This window comes from Kocuria rosea (genome assembly GCF_006094695.1).
GTDB lineage: Bacteria > Actinomycetota > Actinomycetes > Actinomycetales > Micrococcaceae > Kocuria > Kocuria rosea.
Map to the genome: position 1 here is coordinate 3396085 of NZ_CP035103.1, position 19231 is coordinate 3415315.

At 74.4% G+C, this 19231-nt stretch carries 22 protein-coding genes; 19 read left to right on the forward strand and 3 right to left on the reverse strand.

Features of this window, described 5'->3' with window-relative positions; all coding sequences use genetic code 11:
- Nucleotides 1–984 (reverse strand): cation diffusion facilitator family transporter, encoded by a 984-nt coding sequence (locus tag EQG70_RS15495; RefSeq protein ID WP_167508921.1) that lies wholly within the window; start codon nt 982–984, stop codon nt 1–3.
- The gene (locus tag EQG70_RS15500; protein WP_017834804.1) at nt 984–1463 is read right to left on the reverse strand and encodes a substrate-binding periplasmic protein; all 480 of its coding nucleotides are present in this window, start codon (nt 1461–1463) and stop codon (nt 984–986) included. The genes EQG70_RS15495 and EQG70_RS15500 overlap by 1 nt, the downstream gene beginning before the upstream one ends.
- 272 nt (nt 1464–1735) lie before the next feature.
- On the opposite strand from EQG70_RS15500, the gene urtA reads away from it, so the two are divergent.
- The 19 genes from urtA to EQG70_RS15595 all read left to right on the forward strand — a co-directional run bounded on the left by urtA (nt 1736) and on the right by EQG70_RS15595 (nt 18646).
- Nucleotides 1736–2992 (forward strand): urea ABC transporter substrate-binding protein, encoded by a 1257-nt coding sequence (gene urtA, locus EQG70_RS15505; protein WP_109243087.1) that lies wholly within the window; start codon nt 1736–1738, stop codon nt 2990–2992.
- A gap of 61 nt (nt 2993–3053) precedes the next feature.
- On the forward strand, nt 3054–3938 hold the full coding sequence (urtB, locus tag EQG70_RS15510) for an urea ABC transporter permease subunit UrtB (RefSeq protein ID WP_109243088.1): 885 nt from the start codon (nt 3054–3056) through the stop codon (nt 3936–3938).
- The gene (gene urtC, locus EQG70_RS15515; RefSeq protein WP_017834801.1) at nt 3935–5128 is read left to right on the forward strand and encodes an urea ABC transporter permease subunit UrtC; all 1194 of its coding nucleotides are present in this window, start codon (nt 3935–3937) and stop codon (nt 5126–5128) included. The genes urtB and urtC overlap by 4 nt, the downstream gene beginning before the upstream one ends.
- Nucleotides 5125–6003: an urea ABC transporter ATP-binding protein UrtD gene (gene urtD / locus EQG70_RS15520; protein WP_197722654.1), complete on the forward strand. Its 879-nt coding sequence runs from the start codon at nt 5125–5127 to the stop codon at nt 6001–6003. Before urtC ends, urtD begins: the two co-directional genes overlap by 4 nt.
- On the forward strand, nt 6003–6695 hold the full coding sequence (locus tag EQG70_RS15525; protein WP_035923281.1) for an ATP-binding cassette domain-containing protein: 693 nt from the start codon (nt 6003–6005) through the stop codon (nt 6693–6695). The genes urtD and EQG70_RS15525 overlap by 1 nt, the downstream gene beginning before the upstream one ends.
- A gap of 142 nt (nt 6696–6837) precedes the next feature.
- Entirely contained in the window at nt 6838–7140 is a 303-nt protein-coding gene (locus EQG70_RS15530; protein WP_017834798.1) for an urease subunit gamma, read from the forward strand.
- Nucleotides 7141–7171: 31 nt separating this feature from the next.
- Nucleotides 7172–7549, forward strand: coding sequence for an urease subunit beta (locus EQG70_RS15535; protein WP_109243089.1), 378 nt, complete (start codon nt 7172–7174; stop codon nt 7547–7549).
- Nucleotides 7546–9258, forward strand: coding sequence for an urease subunit alpha (gene ureC / locus EQG70_RS15540; protein WP_109243090.1), 1713 nt, complete (start codon nt 7546–7548; stop codon nt 9256–9258). Before EQG70_RS15535 ends, ureC begins: the two co-directional genes overlap by 4 nt.
- 66 nt (nt 9259–9324) lie before the next feature.
- Nucleotides 9325–9813: an urease accessory protein UreE gene (locus EQG70_RS15545; RefSeq protein ID WP_017834795.1), complete on the forward strand. Its 489-nt coding sequence runs from the start codon at nt 9325–9327 to the stop codon at nt 9811–9813.
- A complete protein-coding gene (locus EQG70_RS15550; RefSeq protein ID WP_109243091.1) occupies nt 9794–10516 on the forward strand; it encodes an urease accessory protein UreF in 723 nt (240 codons plus the stop codon). The genes EQG70_RS15545 and EQG70_RS15550 overlap by 20 nt, the downstream gene beginning before the upstream one ends.
- 48 nt (nt 10517–10564) lie before the next feature.
- Nucleotides 10565–11218, forward strand: a complete 654-nt coding sequence (gene ureG, locus EQG70_RS15555) for an urease accessory protein UreG (protein WP_109221331.1) — start codon at nt 10565–10567, stop codon at nt 11216–11218.
- Nucleotides 11215–12099 (forward strand): urease accessory protein UreD, encoded by an 885-nt coding sequence (locus EQG70_RS15560; RefSeq protein WP_017834792.1) that lies wholly within the window; start codon nt 11215–11217, stop codon nt 12097–12099. Before ureG ends, EQG70_RS15560 begins: the two co-directional genes overlap by 4 nt.
- A 142-nt stretch (nt 12100–12241) precedes the next feature.
- Nucleotides 12242–12463 (forward strand): hypothetical protein, encoded by a 222-nt coding sequence (locus EQG70_RS15565; protein WP_109221332.1) that lies wholly within the window; start codon nt 12242–12244, stop codon nt 12461–12463.
- A gap of 91 nt (nt 12464–12554) precedes the next feature.
- Nucleotides 12555–13502 carry an alpha/beta hydrolase gene (locus EQG70_RS15570; protein WP_167508922.1) on the forward strand — a complete coding sequence of 316 codons (948 nt, stop codon included), beginning with the start codon at nt 12555–12557 and terminating at the stop codon, nt 13500–13502.
- Nucleotides 13503–13638: 136 nt separating this feature from the next.
- Complete coding sequence (locus tag EQG70_RS15575; protein WP_017834789.1) at nt 13639–14112, forward strand: hypothetical protein; 474 nt, start codon at nt 13639–13641, stop codon at nt 14110–14112.
- 105 nt (nt 14113–14217) lie between these two features.
- The gene (locus EQG70_RS15580; RefSeq protein WP_081994023.1) at nt 14218–15633 is read left to right on the forward strand and encodes a sensor histidine kinase; all 1416 of its coding nucleotides are present in this window, start codon (nt 14218–14220) and stop codon (nt 15631–15633) included.
- Nucleotides 15633–16337 (forward strand): response regulator transcription factor, encoded by a 705-nt coding sequence (locus EQG70_RS15585; protein WP_017834787.1) that lies wholly within the window; start codon nt 15633–15635, stop codon nt 16335–16337. The genes EQG70_RS15580 and EQG70_RS15585 overlap by 1 nt, the downstream gene beginning before the upstream one ends.
- Nucleotides 16334–17236, forward strand: coding sequence for a hypothetical protein (locus tag EQG70_RS15590; RefSeq protein ID WP_109268299.1), 903 nt, complete (start codon nt 16334–16336; stop codon nt 17234–17236). Before EQG70_RS15585 ends, EQG70_RS15590 begins: the two co-directional genes overlap by 4 nt.
- A gap of 69 nt (nt 17237–17305) precedes the next feature.
- Entirely contained in the window at nt 17306–18646 is a 1341-nt protein-coding gene (locus tag EQG70_RS15595; protein ID WP_109268300.1) for an MFS transporter, read from the forward strand.
- On the opposite strand, the gene EQG70_RS15600 is transcribed toward EQG70_RS15595, so the two are convergent.
- The gene (locus EQG70_RS15600) at nt 18606–19214 is read right to left on the reverse strand and encodes an SOUL family heme-binding protein (RefSeq protein WP_109268456.1); all 609 of its coding nucleotides are present in this window, start codon (nt 19212–19214) and stop codon (nt 18606–18608) included. The genes EQG70_RS15595 and EQG70_RS15600 overlap by 41 nt on opposite strands.
- Nucleotides 19215–19231 lie beyond the last annotated feature (17 nt).

Consider the following 19231-nt stretch of genomic DNA (forward strand, 5'->3'; position numbering starts at 1 on the left):
TCAGCGCGGGACCTGGTCCTCCGGCAGCTCCGTCACGGGGGCGAGCACCACGTCCTCGATCTTCCAGTCCAGGTCCGCGCAGCGCTTCCGGGCGGCCGCGAGCTGCTCGAGCGTCGGGACGACCCCTTCGGCCGGGACCACGAAGGCCTCCACGTGGAAGACGTGGCCCTCGTCGCGGACCCGGACGCCCACGTCCTGCACCCAGGGCTGCTGGCGCAGCACGGTCTCCATCTCCTGGAGGAGAGGGTGCGGCGCGGCGTCGTCGTAGGTGGTCGGGCGGGAGTCCACGAGGTCGGCGACGGCCCCCTTGAGGTTCGTGGCCCCGTCCTTGAGGATCGACGTGGAGACCACGAGCGCCGCGACCGCGTCCGCCCACCACAGGCCCATCCCGATGCCCAGCACACCGACCGAGGTGGCCAGGCCGGTCATCCAGTCCGCCTTGTTCATGTCGGCGTCGGCGTAGAGCACCTTGTCGTGGAGCTCCTCCGCGAGCTTCATCTTCATCCGGCCCAGGATCACGGGCGGGATGCTGGTGAGCGTCATCGCCGCCACCATCAGCCACCCGGACCACACCGGCGTGCCGAACAGGTTCGTGACCCCGATCGGGGGCCGCTCGCCCCGCAGGAGCCCGGAGCCGGAGTCGACCACGAGGAACGCGCCCATCGCCAGGAGCGCGACCGCCGCCACGAGGTGGCCCACGCCCACGGAGCGGTGGTAGCCGTAGGGGTGGCGGGGCGTAGGGCGCCGGCCGGCGACGCGGACCGCCACGAGGAAGGCGAGGGGCGGCAGGAACGAGAGCGAGTCCTCGATCCAGGCGACCTTCATGGCCTGGGACTGCCCGGCCACGAGCGCCACGACGGCCACGGTCACGGCGAGCACCCCGAGGGTGATCTTCTCCAGGCGCACCGCACGCGCCAGGGTGCGCGCCTGGGCGCCGGTGAGCTCGGTGGACCCGAACCGGGCCTTCGCCCCGGACTGCGACATCACCCCTCCTCCCGTTCCACCAGGAACGTCTCGAGCTCGGTGAGGAAGCCGTTCTCCCCCAGCCGGGTGGCCAGCACGATCTTCTCGGTGCGGCCGTCTCCCGTCTCGATCTCCGTGTGCGGGCGGGTCAGCGCGGCGTGCTTCTCCCAGGGGGACGTCTCGGTGAGGCCTGCGACGACGACGTCGAGGTCGCCGCCCTCGAGCGAGCGGATCAGGTGGCTCTCGGCGCCGGAGGTCCAGACGACCTCGGCGTCGATCCGCTCGGCGAACTCCTCGACCAGCTCGACCTCCACCCCCGAGGGACGGCCGCTGTCGGCGACCTCCGTCCAGGGCGGGCTCTCCGAGACCCCGGCCCGCAGTTCACCGCCTCGCACCCGGTCGAGGGTGCCCTCGGGGTCCTTCGGGAACCCGGAGCCGCACCCCGTGACCAGGGCCGCGGTCAGCACCGCCACCGCGAGCGGGCGCACCGAGGGGGACATCGCCGCACGACCTTTCCAAGCACCGGGGCGGTCCCGGCGGACCGCGCTCTCCATCGGTCCCGAGCATACGGAGTTGCGTCGGACGGCGCCGCTGCGGGACCGGTCGACACACGCCCGAAACCGGGCGCCGCGTCCGACATCGCCGGGAAACCTCTGCGCCGCACCCCGGAAATCCCGGCTGGCTAGCGTCGCTCCCATCCCGGCGGACCGGGTCCTGCCCGCAGGACCACCGCCCGGCACCCAGCGACTCCTCCCCCGGAAAGCAGGACGGCATGACGGTCCCCGCACGGCGCGCTCTGATCCCGGCCCTCGTGGCCGCCACGCTCCTCACGGGGTGCGGCGCGAAGTACGACCCGCGGCCGAGCGCAGAGGCGGCCCAGGCGCCCTCGAGCTCGTGCGTGGACACCTCCGGGAACAGCGTGAAGGTGGGGCTGCTCAACTCCCTCTCGGGCACGATGGCCGTGAGCGAGACGACCGTCAACCGTTCCCTGAACCTGGCGATCGAGGAGATCAACGCCGACGGCGGGGTGCTCGGCAAGGAGCTCGACCCCGTCACCGAGGACGGCGCGAGCGAGCCGACGGTGTTCGCGGAGAAGGCCGCCAAGCTGATCCGGCAGGACTGCGTGGCCGCGGTGTTCGGCGGCTGGACCTCCGCGAGCCGCAAGGCCATGCTCCCGGTCTTCGAGGCCCAGGACTCGCTGCTGTTCTACCCGGTGCAGTACGAGGGGCTCGAGGCCTCCCCCAATATCTTCTACACCGGGGCCACCACCAACCAGCAGATCGTCCCGGCCCTCGACCACCTGCGGGAGCAGGGGCACCGGCGGATCTTCCTGGTGGGCAGCGACTACGTCTTCCCCCGCACGGCGAACCGGATCATCAACGCCTACGCCGCGGCCCACGGCATGGAGGTGGTGGGCGAGGAGTACGTGCCGATGGGCTCGACCGAGTTCTCGACCATCGTCAACAAGCTCCTGGCCTCGGACGCCGACGCGGTGTTCAACACCCTCAACGGCGACTCCAACGTGGCGTTCTTCCGCCAGTACACCTCCGTGGGCCTCGAGGCCGGCGAGATGCCCGTGGTGTCCGTGTCGGTCGCGGAGGAGGAGGTCCCCGGGATCGGCGTGGAGAACGTCGCCGGTCAGCTGACCTCCTGGAACTACTACCAGACCGTCGACACCCCCGAGAACGAGCGGTTCGTGCGGGCGTTCCAGGACCGGTACGGCGCCGGGCGGGTCACGAGCGACCCCATGGAGGCCGCCTACACGTCCGTGCACCTGTGGCGGGCGATGGTCGAGAAGGCCGGGTCCTTCGACGTCGACGCCGTGCGCGAGGCCGCCGACGGGACCGTGGTCGAGGCCCCCGAGGGCACCGTCGAGGTGGACGGGGAGACCCAGCACGTCACCAAGACCCCGCGCATCGGCCGGATCCGCGAGGACGGGCTGATCGAGACGGTCGAGGAGGCCGCCGAGCCCGTGGTCCCCGACCCGTTCCTGACCGGCTACGACTGGGCCGACGGCGTCTCCGGCTGAGCCGCCCCGCCGCCGCCGGCACCGCCCCCCGACGCCCCGCAGACCGAGAGAAGAGCCGTCCATGGAAGTCATCGTCAGCCAGTTGTCCGCCGGGCTCAGCCTCGGCTCCATCCTCCTCCTCGCGGCCGTGGGGCTGTCCCTGACCTTCGGGCAGATGGGCGTCATCAACATGGCCCACGGCGAGTTCATCATGGCCGGCGCGTACACCGCGTTCACGGTCCAGCAGGTGCTCGGCCACGCCGGGGTCTCCCTGCTGCTGTCGATCCCGATCGCGTTCCTCGTGGGCGGGGCCCTCGGCCTGCTGGTCGAGGGGCTGCTGCTGCGGCGCATGTACCACCGGCCGCTGGACACGCTGCTCGTCACCTTCGGGGTGTCCCTGGTCCTCCAGCAGGTGGCCCGGGACGTCTTCGGCGCCCCCAGCGTGGACGTGCGGCTGCCCGAGCTGCTGCAGGGCCCCGTGGAGGTCCTGGGCGTCCCGGTCCCGGCGTCCCGCGTGTTCCTGCTGGCCCTGGCCGTCATTGTGGTCGCAGCCCTCGCGCTCGTGCTCCACCGCACCTCCCTGGGCCGCCGGGTCCGCGCCGTGGTGCTCAGCCGCGACCTCGCCGAGGTCAGCGGGATCTCCTCCCGGCGCACCGACCAGCTGACGTTCTTCATCGGCTCCGGGCTCGCCGGCGTGGCCGGGGTGGCGCTGACCCTCGTGGGCTCCACCAGCCCCACCCTCGGCACCACCTACATCGTGGACGCCTTCCTCGTGGTCGTCGCCGGCGGCATCGGCCAGATCCGCGGGGCGGTGCTCGCCGCGGCGGGCCTGGGCGTGCTCCAGGCCTTCGTCGAGTACTCCACGACCGCCTCGATCGCCAAGGTCCTGGTGCTGGTCGCCGTGGTCGCCTTCCTGCAGCTGCGCCCCCAGGGGATCTTCAGCGTCCGAACGAGAGGTCTGGCATGAGCACCACCAGCGCACCCCGTCCCGCCGCCGCGTGGCGCGACCGGCTCACCGGGCCCCGGGGAGCCGCCGCCGGGCTGGCCCTCGGCGCGCTCCTGCTGCTCGTCCTGGCCCCCCTGACCCTCGGCGGGTTCGGCCTGGGCCTGCTCGGCAAGTACCTGTGCATCGCCATGGTGGCCGTGGGCATCGGCCTGGCCTGGGGTCGCGGCGGGATGCTCACCATGGGCCAGGGCCTGTTCTTCGGCCTCGGCGCCTACATCATGGCCATGCACCTGCAGCTCGCGGACACCCGGCTGCTGGGCGAGCAGGTCCCCGAGTTCATGCGGCAGAACGGCGTCACCGAGCTGCCCGCCGTGTGGGCCGTGTTCGCCCACCCGGTGGCCGCCGTGCTCGGCGTGGTCCTGGTGCCGGCAGCGGTGGCCGCGGCCCTGGGCCTGGCGATCTTCACCCGGCGGGTCAAGGGCGCCTACTTCGCGATCCTGTCCCAGGCCCTCGCCGCGGCCTTCGCGGTCTGGCTGATCGGGCAGCCCGTCCTCACCAACGGCTCCAACGGGCTGAGCAGCTTCCGCTCCCTGTTCGGCTACGACCTCGCCGACCCGCGCAACCAGCTGCTCCTCTACCTCGTCACCGCGGCGCTGCTCCTGGCCATGGTGGCCCTCACCTGGCAGCTCCACCGCAGCCGGTGGGGCGAGCTGCTCGTGGCGGTGCGGGACCAGGAGGAGCGCGTGCGCTTCCTCGGCCGGGACCCTGCCCTCGTGAAGACCGCCGCCTACGTCCTGGCCGCGGTGATGGCCGGGATCGGCGGGGCGCTGTTCGTCCCGGTGGTGGGGATCGTCTCCCCCGCCGACGTCGGGGTGATCCCGTCCATCGCGTTCCTCATCGGCGTGGCCGTCGGCGGCCGCGCGACCCTGCTCGGGCCCGTGCTCGGCTCGATCGCCGTGTCCTTCGCCGAGACGTCCCTGGCCTCCGCGTTCCCGTCCTTCTGGGTGTACCTCCAGGGCCTGCTCTTCGTGCTGGTGGTCGGGTTCCTGCCCGGCGGCATCGCCTCGCTGCCCGGTGTGCTCCGGCGTCGTCGCCGCACCCCCGCGACCGCCCCCGGCGACGGCGACGGCCACGGCCCCGGAGGGGCCACCACCCCCGACGACCCCGTCCCCACCCCGGCAGCGGCCCTGGCCGCGGAGGAGGCCCGATGAACGCCGCCGCACGCCCCGAGATGCTGTCCGCGCGCCGCCCCGAGTGGAGGAGCTCCCTGCTGGGCCGCACCCCGCCGCAGCCCGGCGGGCTGCGCACGGGCCGCCCCTCCTACCTCGAGATCACGGACCTCACCGTGTCCTTCGGGAGCTTCACGGCCGTGGACGGCGTGGACCTCGTGGTCAACCAGGGCGACCTGCGCTTCCTCATCGGCCCCAACGGCGCCGGGAAGACCACCCTCATCGACGCCGTGACCGGGCTCGTCCCGGCGCGCGGGTCGATCGACCACGACGGCCACCAGCTGGTGGGCCGCAGGACGCACCGGATCACCCGGCTGGGCGTGGGCCGCACCTTCCAGACCGCGAGCGTCTTCGAGCAGCTCACGGTCCTCCAGAACCTCGACATCGCCGCGGAGGCCGGCCGCCCGCCCCTGTCCCTGCTCGCCGCCCGGCGGTCCGTGTCCCGGGAGGTGGAGGAGGCCCTCGAGATCATCAACCTCTCCGCCCTGCGGGACGTCCCGGCCGGGGTGCTGGCCCACGGGCAGAAGCAGTGGCTCGAGATCGGGATGCTGCTCGTGCAGAAGGCGCAGGTTCTGCTGCTCGACGAGCCCGTGGCCGGGATGAGCCACGAAGAACGGGAGCAGACCGGTGAGCTGCTGCGCCGGATCGGCGGCGACCGGATCACGATCGTGGTGGAGCACGACATGGAGTTCCTGCGCCGCTACGCCACCTCCGTCACCGTGATGGCCGACGGCCGGGTGATCAGCGAGGGCTCCGTGGCCCACGTGCAGGCCGACCCGCGGGTCCAGGAGATCTACCTGGGCACCGCGGCCACCGCCGCCGCCACCGCAGCCGACTCCCGGGAAGGGGACTCCTGATGCTCGAGCTCCAGGACGTGCACACCGGCTACGGCCGCACCGAGGTGGTCCACGGCGTGGACCTCACCGTCGGTGGGGACGCCGTGGTCGCCCTCCTCGGCCACAACGGGGCGGGCAAGACCACGCTGCTGCGGGCGGTCGTGGGCCTCAACAGGGTGACCTCCGGCCGGATCCTGCTCGACGGCGAGGACATCACCGGGCTCAGCGGGCACGCCCGGGTCCGCCGCGGCATGGCCTACGTCCCGCAGGGCCAGCGCTCCTTCGGCGGGCTCAGCGTCCGGGAGAACCTCCAGGTGGTGGCCGACGGCCGGCGGAACGGGCGGGCCGCCGTCGACCGGTCCCTGGCGATGTTCCCGGCCCTCGAGGGGCTGCTCGAGCGCCGGGCCGGGCTGCTCTCGGGCGGGCAGCGCCAGCAGCTGGCGATCGCCCGCGCCCTGATCACCGAGCCGTCCCTGCTGATCCTCGACGAGCCCACCGAGGGCATCCAGCCGTCCGTGGTCCAGGAGATCGAGCAGAAGATCCTGCAGCTGGCCGCCGGCACCGGGATCCGGGTGCTGCTGGTGGAGCAGCGGATCGGCTTCGCCCTGGGCTCGGCCACGGACTGGTACGTCCTGGACTCCGGGCGGGTCAGCGCCTCCGGCCGCGCCGGGGAGCGGGCCGAGGAGCACGCCCGGGCGGCGCTCGCCCTGTGAGCCGGCGCGGGCGCACGCGCCGGGGCGCCTGCCCGGGCGCCCGCGCCCCGGCACGTGCCGGAAACACCCGGTGAACCTCGCCGAAACACGGAGCCCCTACGGTGACGACTGTCCCTGAGCACCCGCCGTCCCGAGGAGAGCCGTGCACCTGACACCCCGTGAGCAGGAGAAGCTGCTGGTCGTCGTGGCCGGCGACCTCGCCCGGCGGCGCCGGGACCGGGGGCTGCGGCTCAACCACCCGGAGGCGGTCGCCCTGATCACCGCCGAGCTGCTGGAGGGCGCCCGGGACGGCCGGACCGTGGCCGAGCTCATGTCCTGGGGCTCCACGATCCTGGCCCGGGCGGACGTCATGGAGGGCGTGCCGGAGATGGTCCACTCCGTCCAGGTCGAGGCGACCTTCCCGGACGGCACCAAGCTCGTCACCGTCCACGACCCCATCCGCTGACCCGCCCGCCCCCGGCACCGAAGGAGCGCCCGTGATCCCCGGAGAGTACGTCCTGCGGCCCGAGCCCGTCGTGATCAACGCCGGCCGGCCCACCATGGAGCTGGACGTGGTCAACCGCGGCGACCGCCCCGTGCAGGTGGGCTCGCACTTCCACTTCGCCGAGGCCAACCCCGGCCTCGAGTTCGACCGGACGGCGGCCCGCGGCTTCCGCCTGGACGTCCCCGCCGGCACCGCGGTGCGCTTCGAGCCCGGCGACCGCAAGCGCGTCCGGCTCGTCGCCCTGGCGGGGCGCCGCGAGGTCCACGGCCTCGCGAACCGGGTGAACGGGCCCCTCGACGCCCCCGGCACGGACGCCCCCGGCACCGACGGCGGCCCCCGCCCCGACGCTTCCGGGAAGGAGCAGGCATGAGCCACGAGATGTCCCGCGCCCAGTACACGAGCCTCTACGGGCCCACCACCGGGGACCTGGTGCGCCTGGCGGACACCGAGCTGTTCCTCGAGGTGGAGCACGATCGCACGGTCCCCGGGGACGAGGTGGTCTTCGGCGGGGGCAAGGTGATCCGGGACGGCATGGGCCACAACGGGCGGCTGACCCGGGACGACGGCGTGGTGGACACCGTGGTCACCAACGCCGTGGTGCTCGACGCCTCCGGGATCTACAAGGCGGACGTCGGCATCCGGGACGGGCACATCAGCGGGATCGGCAAGGCCGGCAACCCGGACATCATGGACGGCGTCGACATCCTGATCGGCGCCTCCACCGAGGTGATCGCCGGCGAGGGCCGGATCCTCACCGCGGGCGGGATCGACTCCCACATCCACTTCATCGGCGCCGACCAGATCGGCACGGCCCTGTCCTCCGGGATCACCACGATGTTCGGCGGCGGCACGGGCCCCGCCGAGGGCTCCAACGCCACCACGATCACCCCCGGCGCGTGGCACCTCGCCCGCATGTTCCGGGCCCTCGACGGCTACCCGATGAACTTCGGGCTGCTCGGGAAGGGCCACGCGAGCGCCGCCGAGCCCCTCGCGGAGCAGATCCGCGCCGGCGCCGTGGGGCTCAAGATCCACGAGGACTGGGGCGCCACCACGGCGGCGATCGACACGGCCCTGGGCGTGGCCGACGAGTTCGACGTGCAGGTGGCCATCCACACCGACACCCTCAACGAGTGCGGGTTCCTGGAGGACACGGTGGCCGCGATCGGCGGGCGCGTCATCCACACGTTCCACACCGAGGGCGCCGGCGGCGGCCACGCCCCGGACATCATCCGCATCGCGGCCCTGCCCCACGTGCTGCCGTCCTCGACGAACCCCACGCTGCCCTTCACCCGGAACACGGCGGAGGAGCACCTGGACATGCTCATGGTCTGCCACCACCTCAACCCGGACATCCCGGAGGACGTGGCGTTCGCGGACTCCCGGATCCGGCCCGAGACGATCGCCGCCGAGGACGTGCTGCACGACCTGGGCGTGTTCTCCATGACCTCCTCCGACTCCCAGGCCATGGGCCGCGTGGGCGAGGTGGTGCTGCGCACCTGGCAGCTCGCCGACCAGATGAAGCGGCGCACCGGGCCCCTGCCCGAGGAGACGGGCCGCGGGGACAACGCCCGACTGAAGCGCTACGTGGCCAAGTACACGATCAACCCGGCGGTCGCGCACGGGATCGCCGATGTCGTGGGCTCGGTCGAGCCGGGCAAGTTCGCGGACCTCGTGCTGTGGGACCCGGTGTTCTTCGGGGTCAAACCGCACGCCGTGCTCAAGGGCGGGCAGATCGTGCACTCGCTCATGGGCGACCCCAACGCCTCGATCCCCACCCCGCAGCCGCAGCTGATGCGGGACGCGTTCGGCGCGAAGGGCACCGCCCCGCACGCCAACTCCATCACCTTCATGTCCCGCGCCGCCGTCGAGGCGGGCGTCGGCGAGCGCCTGGGCCTGCGCAAGCGGGTGCTGCCCGTGGGCGGGATCCGCGGCCTGACCAAGCAGGACATGCGGCACAACCACGCCACCCCGGAGATCGAGGTGGACCCGCAGACCTACGAGGTCCGCGTGGACGGCGAGATCGCCACGTGCGAGCCCGCCGAGGAGCTGGCTATGGCCCAGCGCTACTTCCTGTTCTGACCGGCCCGCCGCCCGGGCCCCGCACACCCTGAGACACCCCGAAGCCCCACGAGAGGACCCGCACCCGTGATCGTCGAAGCCGTCCTCGGCAACCTGGCCGAGCTCACCGAGCCGGAGCGCGCCGGCCTGCACCTGGAGCGGGTCGCGCTCTCCGGGCCCGAGCTGCGCAAGCGCGTCCAGCGGGTCGTGACCGACCACGGCACCGAGGTGGGGATCCGGCTGAGCTCGCGGCGGGAGCTCAGGGACGGCGACATCCTGCACCGGGACGGCCACAGCGCCGTCGTCGTCTCGACCCTGCCCACCGACGTCCTGGTGGTCGCGCCCGCCACGATCGAGCAGATGGGCTTCGTGGCCCACTCCCTGGGCAACCGGCACCTGCCCGCCCAGTTCCTCGGCCCCGCGGCCGGGGTCCCCGAGCTGCCCGGCCACGACGGGGTCATGGTGCTCCAGTACGACCACACGGCCGAGGCCTTCCTGCAGGGCGCCGGGGTGCGCTTCGCTCGCGTCGAGCGGCAGATGGAGGTCCCCTTCCGCCATGCCGAGCACACCCACTGAGCACTCCCCCGCGGGCGCCGCCGGATCGCTCGCCGGGACGCTCGCCGTGCTGCAGCTGGCCGACTCCGCCCTGCCCACCGGCGCGTTCGCCCACTCCCTGGGGCTCGAGACCTACGTGGACGACGGCACGGTCCACGACGAGCCGAGCTTCCTGGCCTGGGTCCGGCACTGCCTGCACCACCAGGTGGTGCCGGCGGAGGGCTGGGCGGTGCGCGCGGTCGCCACGGCGGCCGACGACGACGCCGTGTGGCGCGCCGACGACCTGCTGGCCGCCCAGGCCCTGCCCGTCCAGGTGCGGGACGCCGCGACCGCGATGGGCCGGCGGATGACCGACATCGGCGCCGAGAACTTCCCCTCCCCCCGGCTGCTGGCCTACGCGCAGCGCCAGCGCGCCGGGACGAGCCGCGGCAGTCCCGCGGTGGCCTTCGCGCTCGTGGGCGCCGGCATGGGCGTGACCTGGGAGCAGCTGGCCGGCGCGTACCTCTTCTCGACCGTGACCTCCCTGACCCAGAACGCCGTGCGCGGCATCCCCATCGGCCAGAACGCGGGCCAGCGCGTGCTGCGCGCCCTGCACGAGGACGTCGCCCGCGGCGTCGAGCGGATCGGGTCCATGGCCGACCACGAGGCCGGGGCGACCAGTCCCGGCCTGGAGATCGCCCAGATGCGCCACGCCTGGCAGCGGGCCCGCATGTTCATGTCCTGACCCACCACCGCACCGACCGCACCGACCGCACCGACCCAGGAGCTCACCATGACCACCGTCTCCCCCGCCCCCTCCGCGCCGACCGGCCGCGGCCCCGTGCGCATCGGCGTGGGCGGGCCCGTGGGCGCCGGCAAGACCCAGCTCGTGGAGCGGGTCACCCGCGCGCTGATCCACGAGGTCTCGATGGCCGCGATCACCAACGACATCTACACGATCGAGGACGCCAGGATCCTGGCCCGCAACGGCGTGCTGCCGCTGGACCGGATCGTGGGCATCGAGACCGGCGGCTGCCCGCACACCGCGATCCGCGAGGACACCTCGATGAACGAGGCCGCGATCGAGAAGCTGTGCGCCCAGCACCCGGACCTGCAGATCGTGTTCGTCGAGTCCGGCGGGGACAACCTCTCCGCCACGTTCAGCCCGGAGCTGGTCGACTTCTCCATCTACATCATCGACGTGGCCCAGGGCGAGAAGATCCCCCGCAAGGCCGGGCAGGGCATGATCAAGTCCGACCTGTTCGTCATCAACAAGACCGACCTCGCCCCGCACGTCGGCGCCGACCTCGACGTCATGGCCGCGGACTCCGCCGTGTTCCGCAAGGACCGCCCGTTCTGCTTCACCAACCTCCGGACCGACGAGGGCCTCGAGCGGATCCTCGCGTGGATCCGGCACGACGTGCTGATGCTGGACATGGTCCCGTGACCGCCGCCGCGCCCGCCGCCGCGGCACCCGGCCGGTGTGCCGCGCCGGCCTCCGCGCCGACGGGCCGGCTCGAGCTGGTGCTGGTGCCCCGCGGGGACCGGACCGTGGCGGCCCACCAGTTCCACGCCGGCGCCCTGCGCGTGCTGCGCCCGCACCACCTGGACGGGTCGGGGCAGCCGTGCTTCGTCGTCGTCAATCCCGGCGGCGGGTACCTCGGCGGGGACCGCTACGAGCTGGACGTCACGGTCGGGGCCGCCGGCACCGCTCTGGTCACCACCCAGTCCGCGACCAAGGTCTACCGCACCCCGGCCGCTCCCGCCCGCCAGGACGTACGTCTCGCGCTCGGTCCCGGCGCGGTCCTCGAGTACCTGCCGGACCAGCTCATCGCCTACGAGGACGCCGACTACGTGCAGTCCACGACCGTGACGATGGACCCCTCGGCCTGCCTCGTGGCGGGCGAGGTGGTCACCCCCGGGTGGGCGCCGGACGGCACCGTCTTCCGCTACCGCGGCGTGGTGCTGCGCACCGAGGTGCTGATGGGCGGGCGCACGGTGGTCCTCGACAACCTCCGCCTGCGCCCGGGCGAGGATGCCGTGGCCGGGCTCGGCTTCCTGGAGGGACGCACGCACCTCGGCTCCCTGCTGGTCGTGGACCCCCGGGCGGACCGGGAGCTGGTGGAGGAGGTCCACGGCCTGCTCGCCGCGGCCGAGGCCCGGGTGCCGGGGCTGCGGTGCGGGGTCTCCGAGCTGCCGGTGCCCGGCCTCGTGGTCCGCGCCCTGGGCCCCGGCTCCGCGGAGCTCACGGACCTGCTCCTGGACGTCTCGGCGCTGCTGCGCGCGCGGTGGACGGGACAGCCGCGCGTGGCGCTGCGGAAGTACTGAACCCCGCCGGCCCTCCCTCCGGGCCCGGGGCGGCCCCCGGGACCGAGGAGAGGACATGGGACGTCAACCCGCCGGAAACGCCGCGGCCACATGCCGGGACGAGGATGGGGGAACCGGGCGCACGAGACGGAAGGGGCTCCCCATGACCGCGAGCAGCAGATGGATCCTGGGCCTGGCCCGGGTGCGGCCGGGTGATCGGATCGAGGCCTGGGAGCACCGGCAGCCCCGCTTCACCGGCACGGTCAGCGAGGTGGTCCCGCAGCTGGGGATCGCCTGGGTCCTCGAGGACCGCACGGGACTCCGGCGGCTGGTCTCGATCCGGGGCCACCGGCTGCGCCGGTCCGAACTGGTGACCTCGGCCTGACCGCCCGGGGCCCTGGCACCGGCGCCGGAACGCGCGCACGATGGACCCCACGGGCGGGCACCAGGGTCCGCCGCGGCCGGTGGAGGACACGATGCCAGAGGCTCTCACGTTCGACTCGGGCGGCGTCCCGTGCGCCGCCGCGCTGTACCGCCCGGCGCCGGCCGGCGCCGCGGTGCCCTGCGTGGTCATGGGCCACGGCTTCACCGGCACCCAGGACCAGCTGGCCGAGCACGCCGCCGGCCTCGCGGAGCACGGCCTGGCCGTGCTGACCTTCGACTACCGGCGGTTCGGCCGCAGCGGCGGCGCACCCCGGCAGATCGTGGACGCCGCGGAACAGCTCGAGGACTGGCGGGCAGCCGTGCGCCTGGCCCGCTCCCTGCCCGGCCTCGACCCGGCCCGCACCGCGCTGTGGGGCAGCTCGCTGTCCGGCGGGCACGTCCTGCGGCTGGCCTCCGAGGACCGGCGGACCCGGGCCGTGGTCGCCCAGGTGCCGGAGTTCGGCAAGGGCTCCGAGGGCACGGCCGGCGAGATCCGGGTCAAGAAGCAGCAGGAGCACATCCCGCTCGGGCTGCTCCTGCGGACCACCGTCCGGTTGCTGGCCGCCGCGGTCCGCGACGAGCTGCGGGGACGGCGCGGGCTCCCCCCGCGCTGCATCCCGGTGTTCGCGCTCCCCGGGGACGTGGGCGCGATCATCGACCCGGACAGCGACCGGTACCTGGAGCACGCCGTGAGGACGGGTCCGTCCTGGCGCAACGAGTTCGCGCCCCGGCTGCTCCTACACCCTCCCGTGTACCTGCCGGGCACCGCCGAACGGGTGCGGGCGCCGCTGCTCGTGTGCGTCGCGGAGCAGGACACCGAGACGGATCCGCGGCGGGCCGCGCGGATCGCCCGGGCGGCGCCGCGGGGCGAGGTCGTGACGTACCCGGTGGGGCACTTCGCGGTCTACGAGGACCCCGTGCGCTCGCGCGTGCTCGAGGACCAGGCCCGGTTCCTGGTCCGCCACCTCCGCCCCGGGGCGGAGCCGGCCGGCGGCCGCTGACGGTTCCCTCGCCCGGAGCGGCCGAGGCTCCGTCTGCCGGGGGAGGCCCCGGGGCGGGCCGCGCCGATAGCGTGCTGGGAGCGGCCCCGGCGACGGACGCGGGCCGGCCGCGCCGACCTCCCCCGGAAGGACCCCGATGATCGACGCCCTGCAGGAATTCACCTCCTCCCTGCCGCCGCTGCTCCAGTGGCTGGGGGTGGTGGTGGCAGGAGCGATCCCGTTCGTCGAGTCCTACTTCGGGTCCGTCGTCGGCGTCCTGGCCGGCCTCGACCCGGCGATCGCCGTCGGGGCCGCCGTCGTCGGCAACGTCGCCTCCATGCTGGCGCTGGTCCTGGGCGCGCACGGCCTCCGCCGCAGGTTCGCCGGCGACCCCCGGGAGCCCTCGCCCCGGCAGCAGAGACTGCGCCGGGCCTTCGACAAGTACGGTGTGGCCGGCGTGAGCCTGCTCGGCCAAACGATCCTGCCCAGCCAGATCACGGCCACCGCCATGGTCTCCTTCGGCGCGGACCGCAACGCCGTCATCCGGTGGCAGATCGTCTCCATCGTCCTGTGGGGCGTCGCCTTCGGCACCCTCGCGGCCATGGGAGTCGGCCTGCTGGACGCCGGCTGAGCCGCGCCGGCGCCCGGAGCGCCGGGCCGGGGTGCGGAAAACCGCAGGCGTACCAGGTGGAGAACGTCGCTGCGGCGACGACCCCCGCGACCGTAGCGTGAAGGCATGAGCACACCGCACGAGACCCGGCCCCTTCCACCCGTACCGTGGGGCAGCCCCGGCACCGATCCCGGCAGCGGTCGTGGGACCCCGGACGACGCCCCCCGCCCCGCAGGCGGTTCCCGGCCCGCGGGCCCCGCCGCCGGGGCCCGGTCCCGGGAGTGGGGACCGTGGTCCCCCAGGACCCTGTTCTTCGGCACCACCGACCTCGTGGTGGACGCCGCGCTCGGCACGCTGTGGCTGACGGCCCTCGTCTCCCTGGTCTCCGCCGGCTTCGCCTCGCTCGCCGCCCTGGTGGGCGTGGTCCTGCTCGTGGCCGCGATCTACGCGGTCCGCGGGATCGAGTGGGTCGAGCGCCGCCGCACGCAGGCGGCGTTCGGGCTGCACCTGCCCGCCCCGCGCCGGCGCCGCTCGCCCCGCACCGACGGCTGGCGGATCGTCCACCAGTGGTGGCTGGACGTCTCCGACGCCGCGTTCTGGACGGGACTGCTGCACCTGCTCCTCACCACGGTCCTGGGCTGGGTCGCCGTGGCGGCCCTGGCCGGCACCGGCGCCGCCGTCGCACTGGCCTTCGCGCCGCTCTACGCGGCGCCGAACAACCCGCTCTGGCCCTCCGAGGTGGTCGGGACCTGGCCGGACTGGGCCGTGGTCCTGACCGGGATCACCCTGACCCTCCTCGGGCTGCTCGTCGTGGTCCTCGCCGTGGCCGCGCACCGGGGCCTGTCCCGGCTGCTGCTCCGGGTGGACGAGGCGGCAGAGCTGCGCCGCCGGGCCGCCGAGGCCGCGGCCGCCCGCGAGACCGCCGTCCGCGGCGCCCGCACCGAGCGCTCCCGGATCGAACGCGACCTGCACGACGGCGTGCAGCCCCAGCTCGTGTCCGTGGCCATGAACCTGTCGATGGCCCAGCGCCGGATCGACCACGACCCCGCCGGGGCCAAGGACCTCATCGGGGAGGCGCATGCCACTACCAAGGCCGCGATCGCCGAGCTGCGCCGCCTGGCCCGGGGCTTCCACCCGGCGGTCCTGGAGGACCGGGGCCTCGATGCCGCCCTCTCCGCCGTGGCCGCCCAGTCCCCCGTCCCGGTCGCCGTGGACGTGCGGGTGCCGCGGCTGGCGCCGGAGACCGAGGCCGCCGTGTACTTCGCGGTCTCCGAGGGCATCGCCAACATCGTCAAGCACGCCCAGGCCGGCGCCGCGTCGGTGCGGGTGGGCCTCGAGACCGATCCCGCGGGAGGCACCCGCGTGGTCGCCCGGATCGCCGACGACGGCCGCGGCGGCGCCGTGGTGGTCCCCGGCGGCGGCCTGTCCGGGATCGCCGACCGGATCCGCTCCGCGGGCGGGCACTTCTTCCTCGACTCCCCCGCGGGCGGGCCGACCGAGCTGACCGTCGAGCTGCCGGTCGACCGGGGGGCGGGATCCTGATGCGCATCGTCATCGCCGAGGACGCCGTCCTCCTGCGCGCGGGCCTCGTCCGCCTGCTCACCGAGGCCGGCCACGAGGTGGTCGCCGACGTCGACACCGCGGAGGACCTGCTCCGGGCCGTCGAGGAGCACGAGCCGGACTTCGCCCTCGTGGACGTGCGGCTGCCGCCGACGTTCACGGACGAGGGCATCCGCGCCGCCGTCCTCGTCCGCTCCCAGCACCCGCGGATCGCGGTGCTCGTGCTCTCGCAGTACGTCGAGGAGCGCTACGCCTCGGAGCTCATCGCGTCCCGCCGGGACGGGCTGGGGTACCTGCTCAAGGACCGGGTCGCGGACGTCGACCAGTTCCTCGAGTCCGTGGAGACCGTGGGCGCGGGCGGCACCGTCCTGGACCCGGAGGTCGTCTCCCAGCTGCTCGTGCGCTCGCGGCACCGCCAGGACCTGGAGCTCCTCTCCCCGCGGGAGCACGAGGTGCTCGGGCTCATGGCCCAGGGGCTCTCCAACGCCTCGGTCGCCGCGAATCTCTTCCTCACCGAGTCCTCGGTGGAGAAGCACATCCGCTCCGTGTTCACCAAGCTGGGCCTCGCCCACGAGGACGGCGGCAACCGCCGCGTCCGTGCGGTCCTGCGCTACCTCGGCTACCCGGACCCCGGGCCCGGCCACACCCCGTCCGCAAACCCGTCCCACCAGGAGCACCGGCCATGAGCACCCACCCCGAGCACCCCGCCGCCCACGACTCCTCCCACGACGTCGTCAGCGACAACGAGCGCACGGCCTGGCTCGTCCCCACCGCCGTGCTCGGCGGCATCGGCGCCCTCCTCTTGCTGGGCGCCGGCGGCGCCACGGCCGCCGCGTCCCTGTCCGTCCAGGAGCACCGGGTGGACACCACCGTGACCGAGTCCGTGGACACGGTCGTGGTCGACAGCCGGTCGGCGGTCGTCGAGGTCGTGACGGCCGACATCCCCGATCTGCGGGTGGAGTCCGTGTACGCCGGGTTCAGGCTCGAGAGCGCCCCCGAGCCCCGGGTCGAGGACGGCCGGCTGAGCATCGACGCCCTCCCGTCCCGCTCCTGGCCGGGCGCCGGCAGCGGGATGCACGTGCGGATCACCGTCCCGGCCGGGAACGAGCCCGTGGACCTGCGGCTCTCCGGGGACGCCGGCGCCCTGAGCGTCGAGGGCGACTTCGGCGACGTCCGGCTCGACACGGAGGCCGGCGTGATCGAGGCGAGCGGCAGCGCCCGCACCCTGTGGGCGTCCTCGGAGGTCGGCGCGGTGGACCTCGACGGGATCCGGGTGCGCGAGGACCTGGACGTGCACACCGAGGTCGGGGCCACCGAGGTCCGGCTCGTGGGCGAGGCCCCGCGGCGCGTGGCCGTCACCACCCGGGCGGGGGCCGTCGAGGCCGCGGTCCCGGACGCCGACTGGTGGACCCCCGCGGTGGCCGGCGCGGACGACCGCGACCCCGAGGACCTCACGGCGGCCACGGTCTGCGCCGCCGTCCCCGACGACCGCCCCTGCCTGTACGTGGCCTCGGCCGTGGGCGCGGCGGAGATCACCTACGGCGGCCGGTCCGCCGCCCCTGGCAGCGGGGCGTCCGGGCGGTAGACTGGACCCTGTTGTCCGGGTCGGGCGCACCGGGAGGGGGGACGGTGCGCACATCCTCCGAGGACCCCTGTGAACCCCCTGACCACCCCTTCCACGGCCGAGCGCGCGGCCCGCGTGCCCGCCGCCCCGGCCCCCGCCGCGGAGCACCCCGCGGCCGCCCCGCACGACACCGGCCGCCGGACGACGCCCTCGTCCGGCGGCCGGTACGCCCGGCTCGTGCAGCTCGCCGGGCGCGACTTCCTGCCGATCGCCTTCGCGGCCCGCCTGCCCCTGGCCATGCTCACCGTCGGGGCGCTCACCCTCGCCACCGCCGTCAGCGGCTCCTACGTCGTCGGAGGGCTGGCCGCCGGCGCCGTCGGGGTCGGCTCGGCGCTGGGCGGGCCCCTGATGGGCCACCTCGCCGACCGCCTGGGCCAGCAGGCCGTGCTGCTGGTCTCCGCCCTCGCCCACGCCGTGGCCATCGCGCTGCTGCTGGTCACCGCCTACGCCCCCGCGGGCCCGGACGCGCCGGCCGTGCCGCTGCTCGTCGGCGCGTCCCTGCTCGTGGGCGCCACCTGCCCCCAGGTCGGCCCGCTGGCCCGGGTGCGGTGGCGCGGCCTGGTCGGCGGGAACCGGCGCGAGCTGGACACCGCCCTGTCCTACGAGTCCACCGCCGACGAGCTGACCTTCGTGCTCGGCCCGGCCCTGGTCGGTGTCCTGGCCTCCCTGGTCGCCCCCTGGTCCCCCTTCGTCCTCGCGGCCGCCCTGACCCTCACCATGGTCACGACCTTCGCCGTGCACCCCACGCGCCTGGCGGTCCCGGCCGTCTCCCGGGAGGACCGGCGCCGGGCGGCGGCCCGTCCCGTTCCCGTCCGGGAGCGGGTCCTCGTGCTGCTCCCCGTCCTGGGGATGGTGGCCATGGGCGCGTTCTTCGGCGCCGTGCAGAACGGTCTCAACGCCTTCGGCGGCGAGTTCGGGATCCAGAGCGCGACCGGTCTGCTCTACGCCGTGCTCGGCATCAGCTCGGCGGCCGCGGCCCTGTCGGTGGCGTGGTGGCCGCAGCGCTTCCGGCCCGCCTCCCGCTGGCTGGTCAGCTCCGGCGCCATGGCCGCCCTGAGCCTGCTGTTCCTGCTGCCGAGCGGGATCGGGTCGATGCTCGTGGTGCTGCTGCTCGCCGGTCTGCCGCTGGGGCCCGCCATGGTCACGATCTACACCATCGGCGGGGACGTCGCCCGGCCGGAGCGGCTGGGCACGGTCATGACGATGCTCGCGAGCGGCGTGGTCCTCGGCTCCGCCGTGGGCGCGGCGTCGGCCGGGCTCCTGGCCGAGACCGCCGGGCACCGGGGCGCGTTCGCCGCCGCGGTCGGCGCGGCCTGCGCCATGGTGCTGATCAGCGCGGTGCTGGCCGTGCTCCGGCGGCGGGGTCGCTGACGGGCAGGACCACCTCGTTGCGGCGCAGGAAGGCCGGGGTGAACGGTGGGTCGAACCGCGCGAAGCGGGCCGCCGCGACGGGCACGAGCCCCGCCTCCCGGACCGCCCGCTCGAGCCGCAGCCGGTGCTTCTCGTAGGAGCTGCGCGTCCACCGGCCCCGGTAGCGCAGCACGGCGGCGAGGACCGCGGGTTCCACCCTGATCCGCACGGCGGGGTCGGACGGCACCGGTGCCGTCGCCGCCGTGACGGACGAGGGCAGCACGAAGGCGACCACGTGCGCGCCGGCCGTGTCCTCGGACCCGCCGGACGCGGACCGCTGCCACACGGGAGCGGTCATCGCGATCTTCTGGGGCCCGGCCCCGCCCTGGAGCACCGGAGCGGTCATCGGGATCTCCCGCCGCCCCTGGTTGTTGCCGCTGATGTAGCGGAACAAGGCGCTGAAGGCGGCGTTGCCCGCCCGCTCGAAGGACCCGTGGACCTCGACCTCCGCGAGCACGTGCTCCGGGTAGTGCCGCAGGTCGAACGTTGGGTAGTGCCGCACCGTCGAGTACGGCTGCTGCTCGGTCATGGCGGCACCGTACGCCA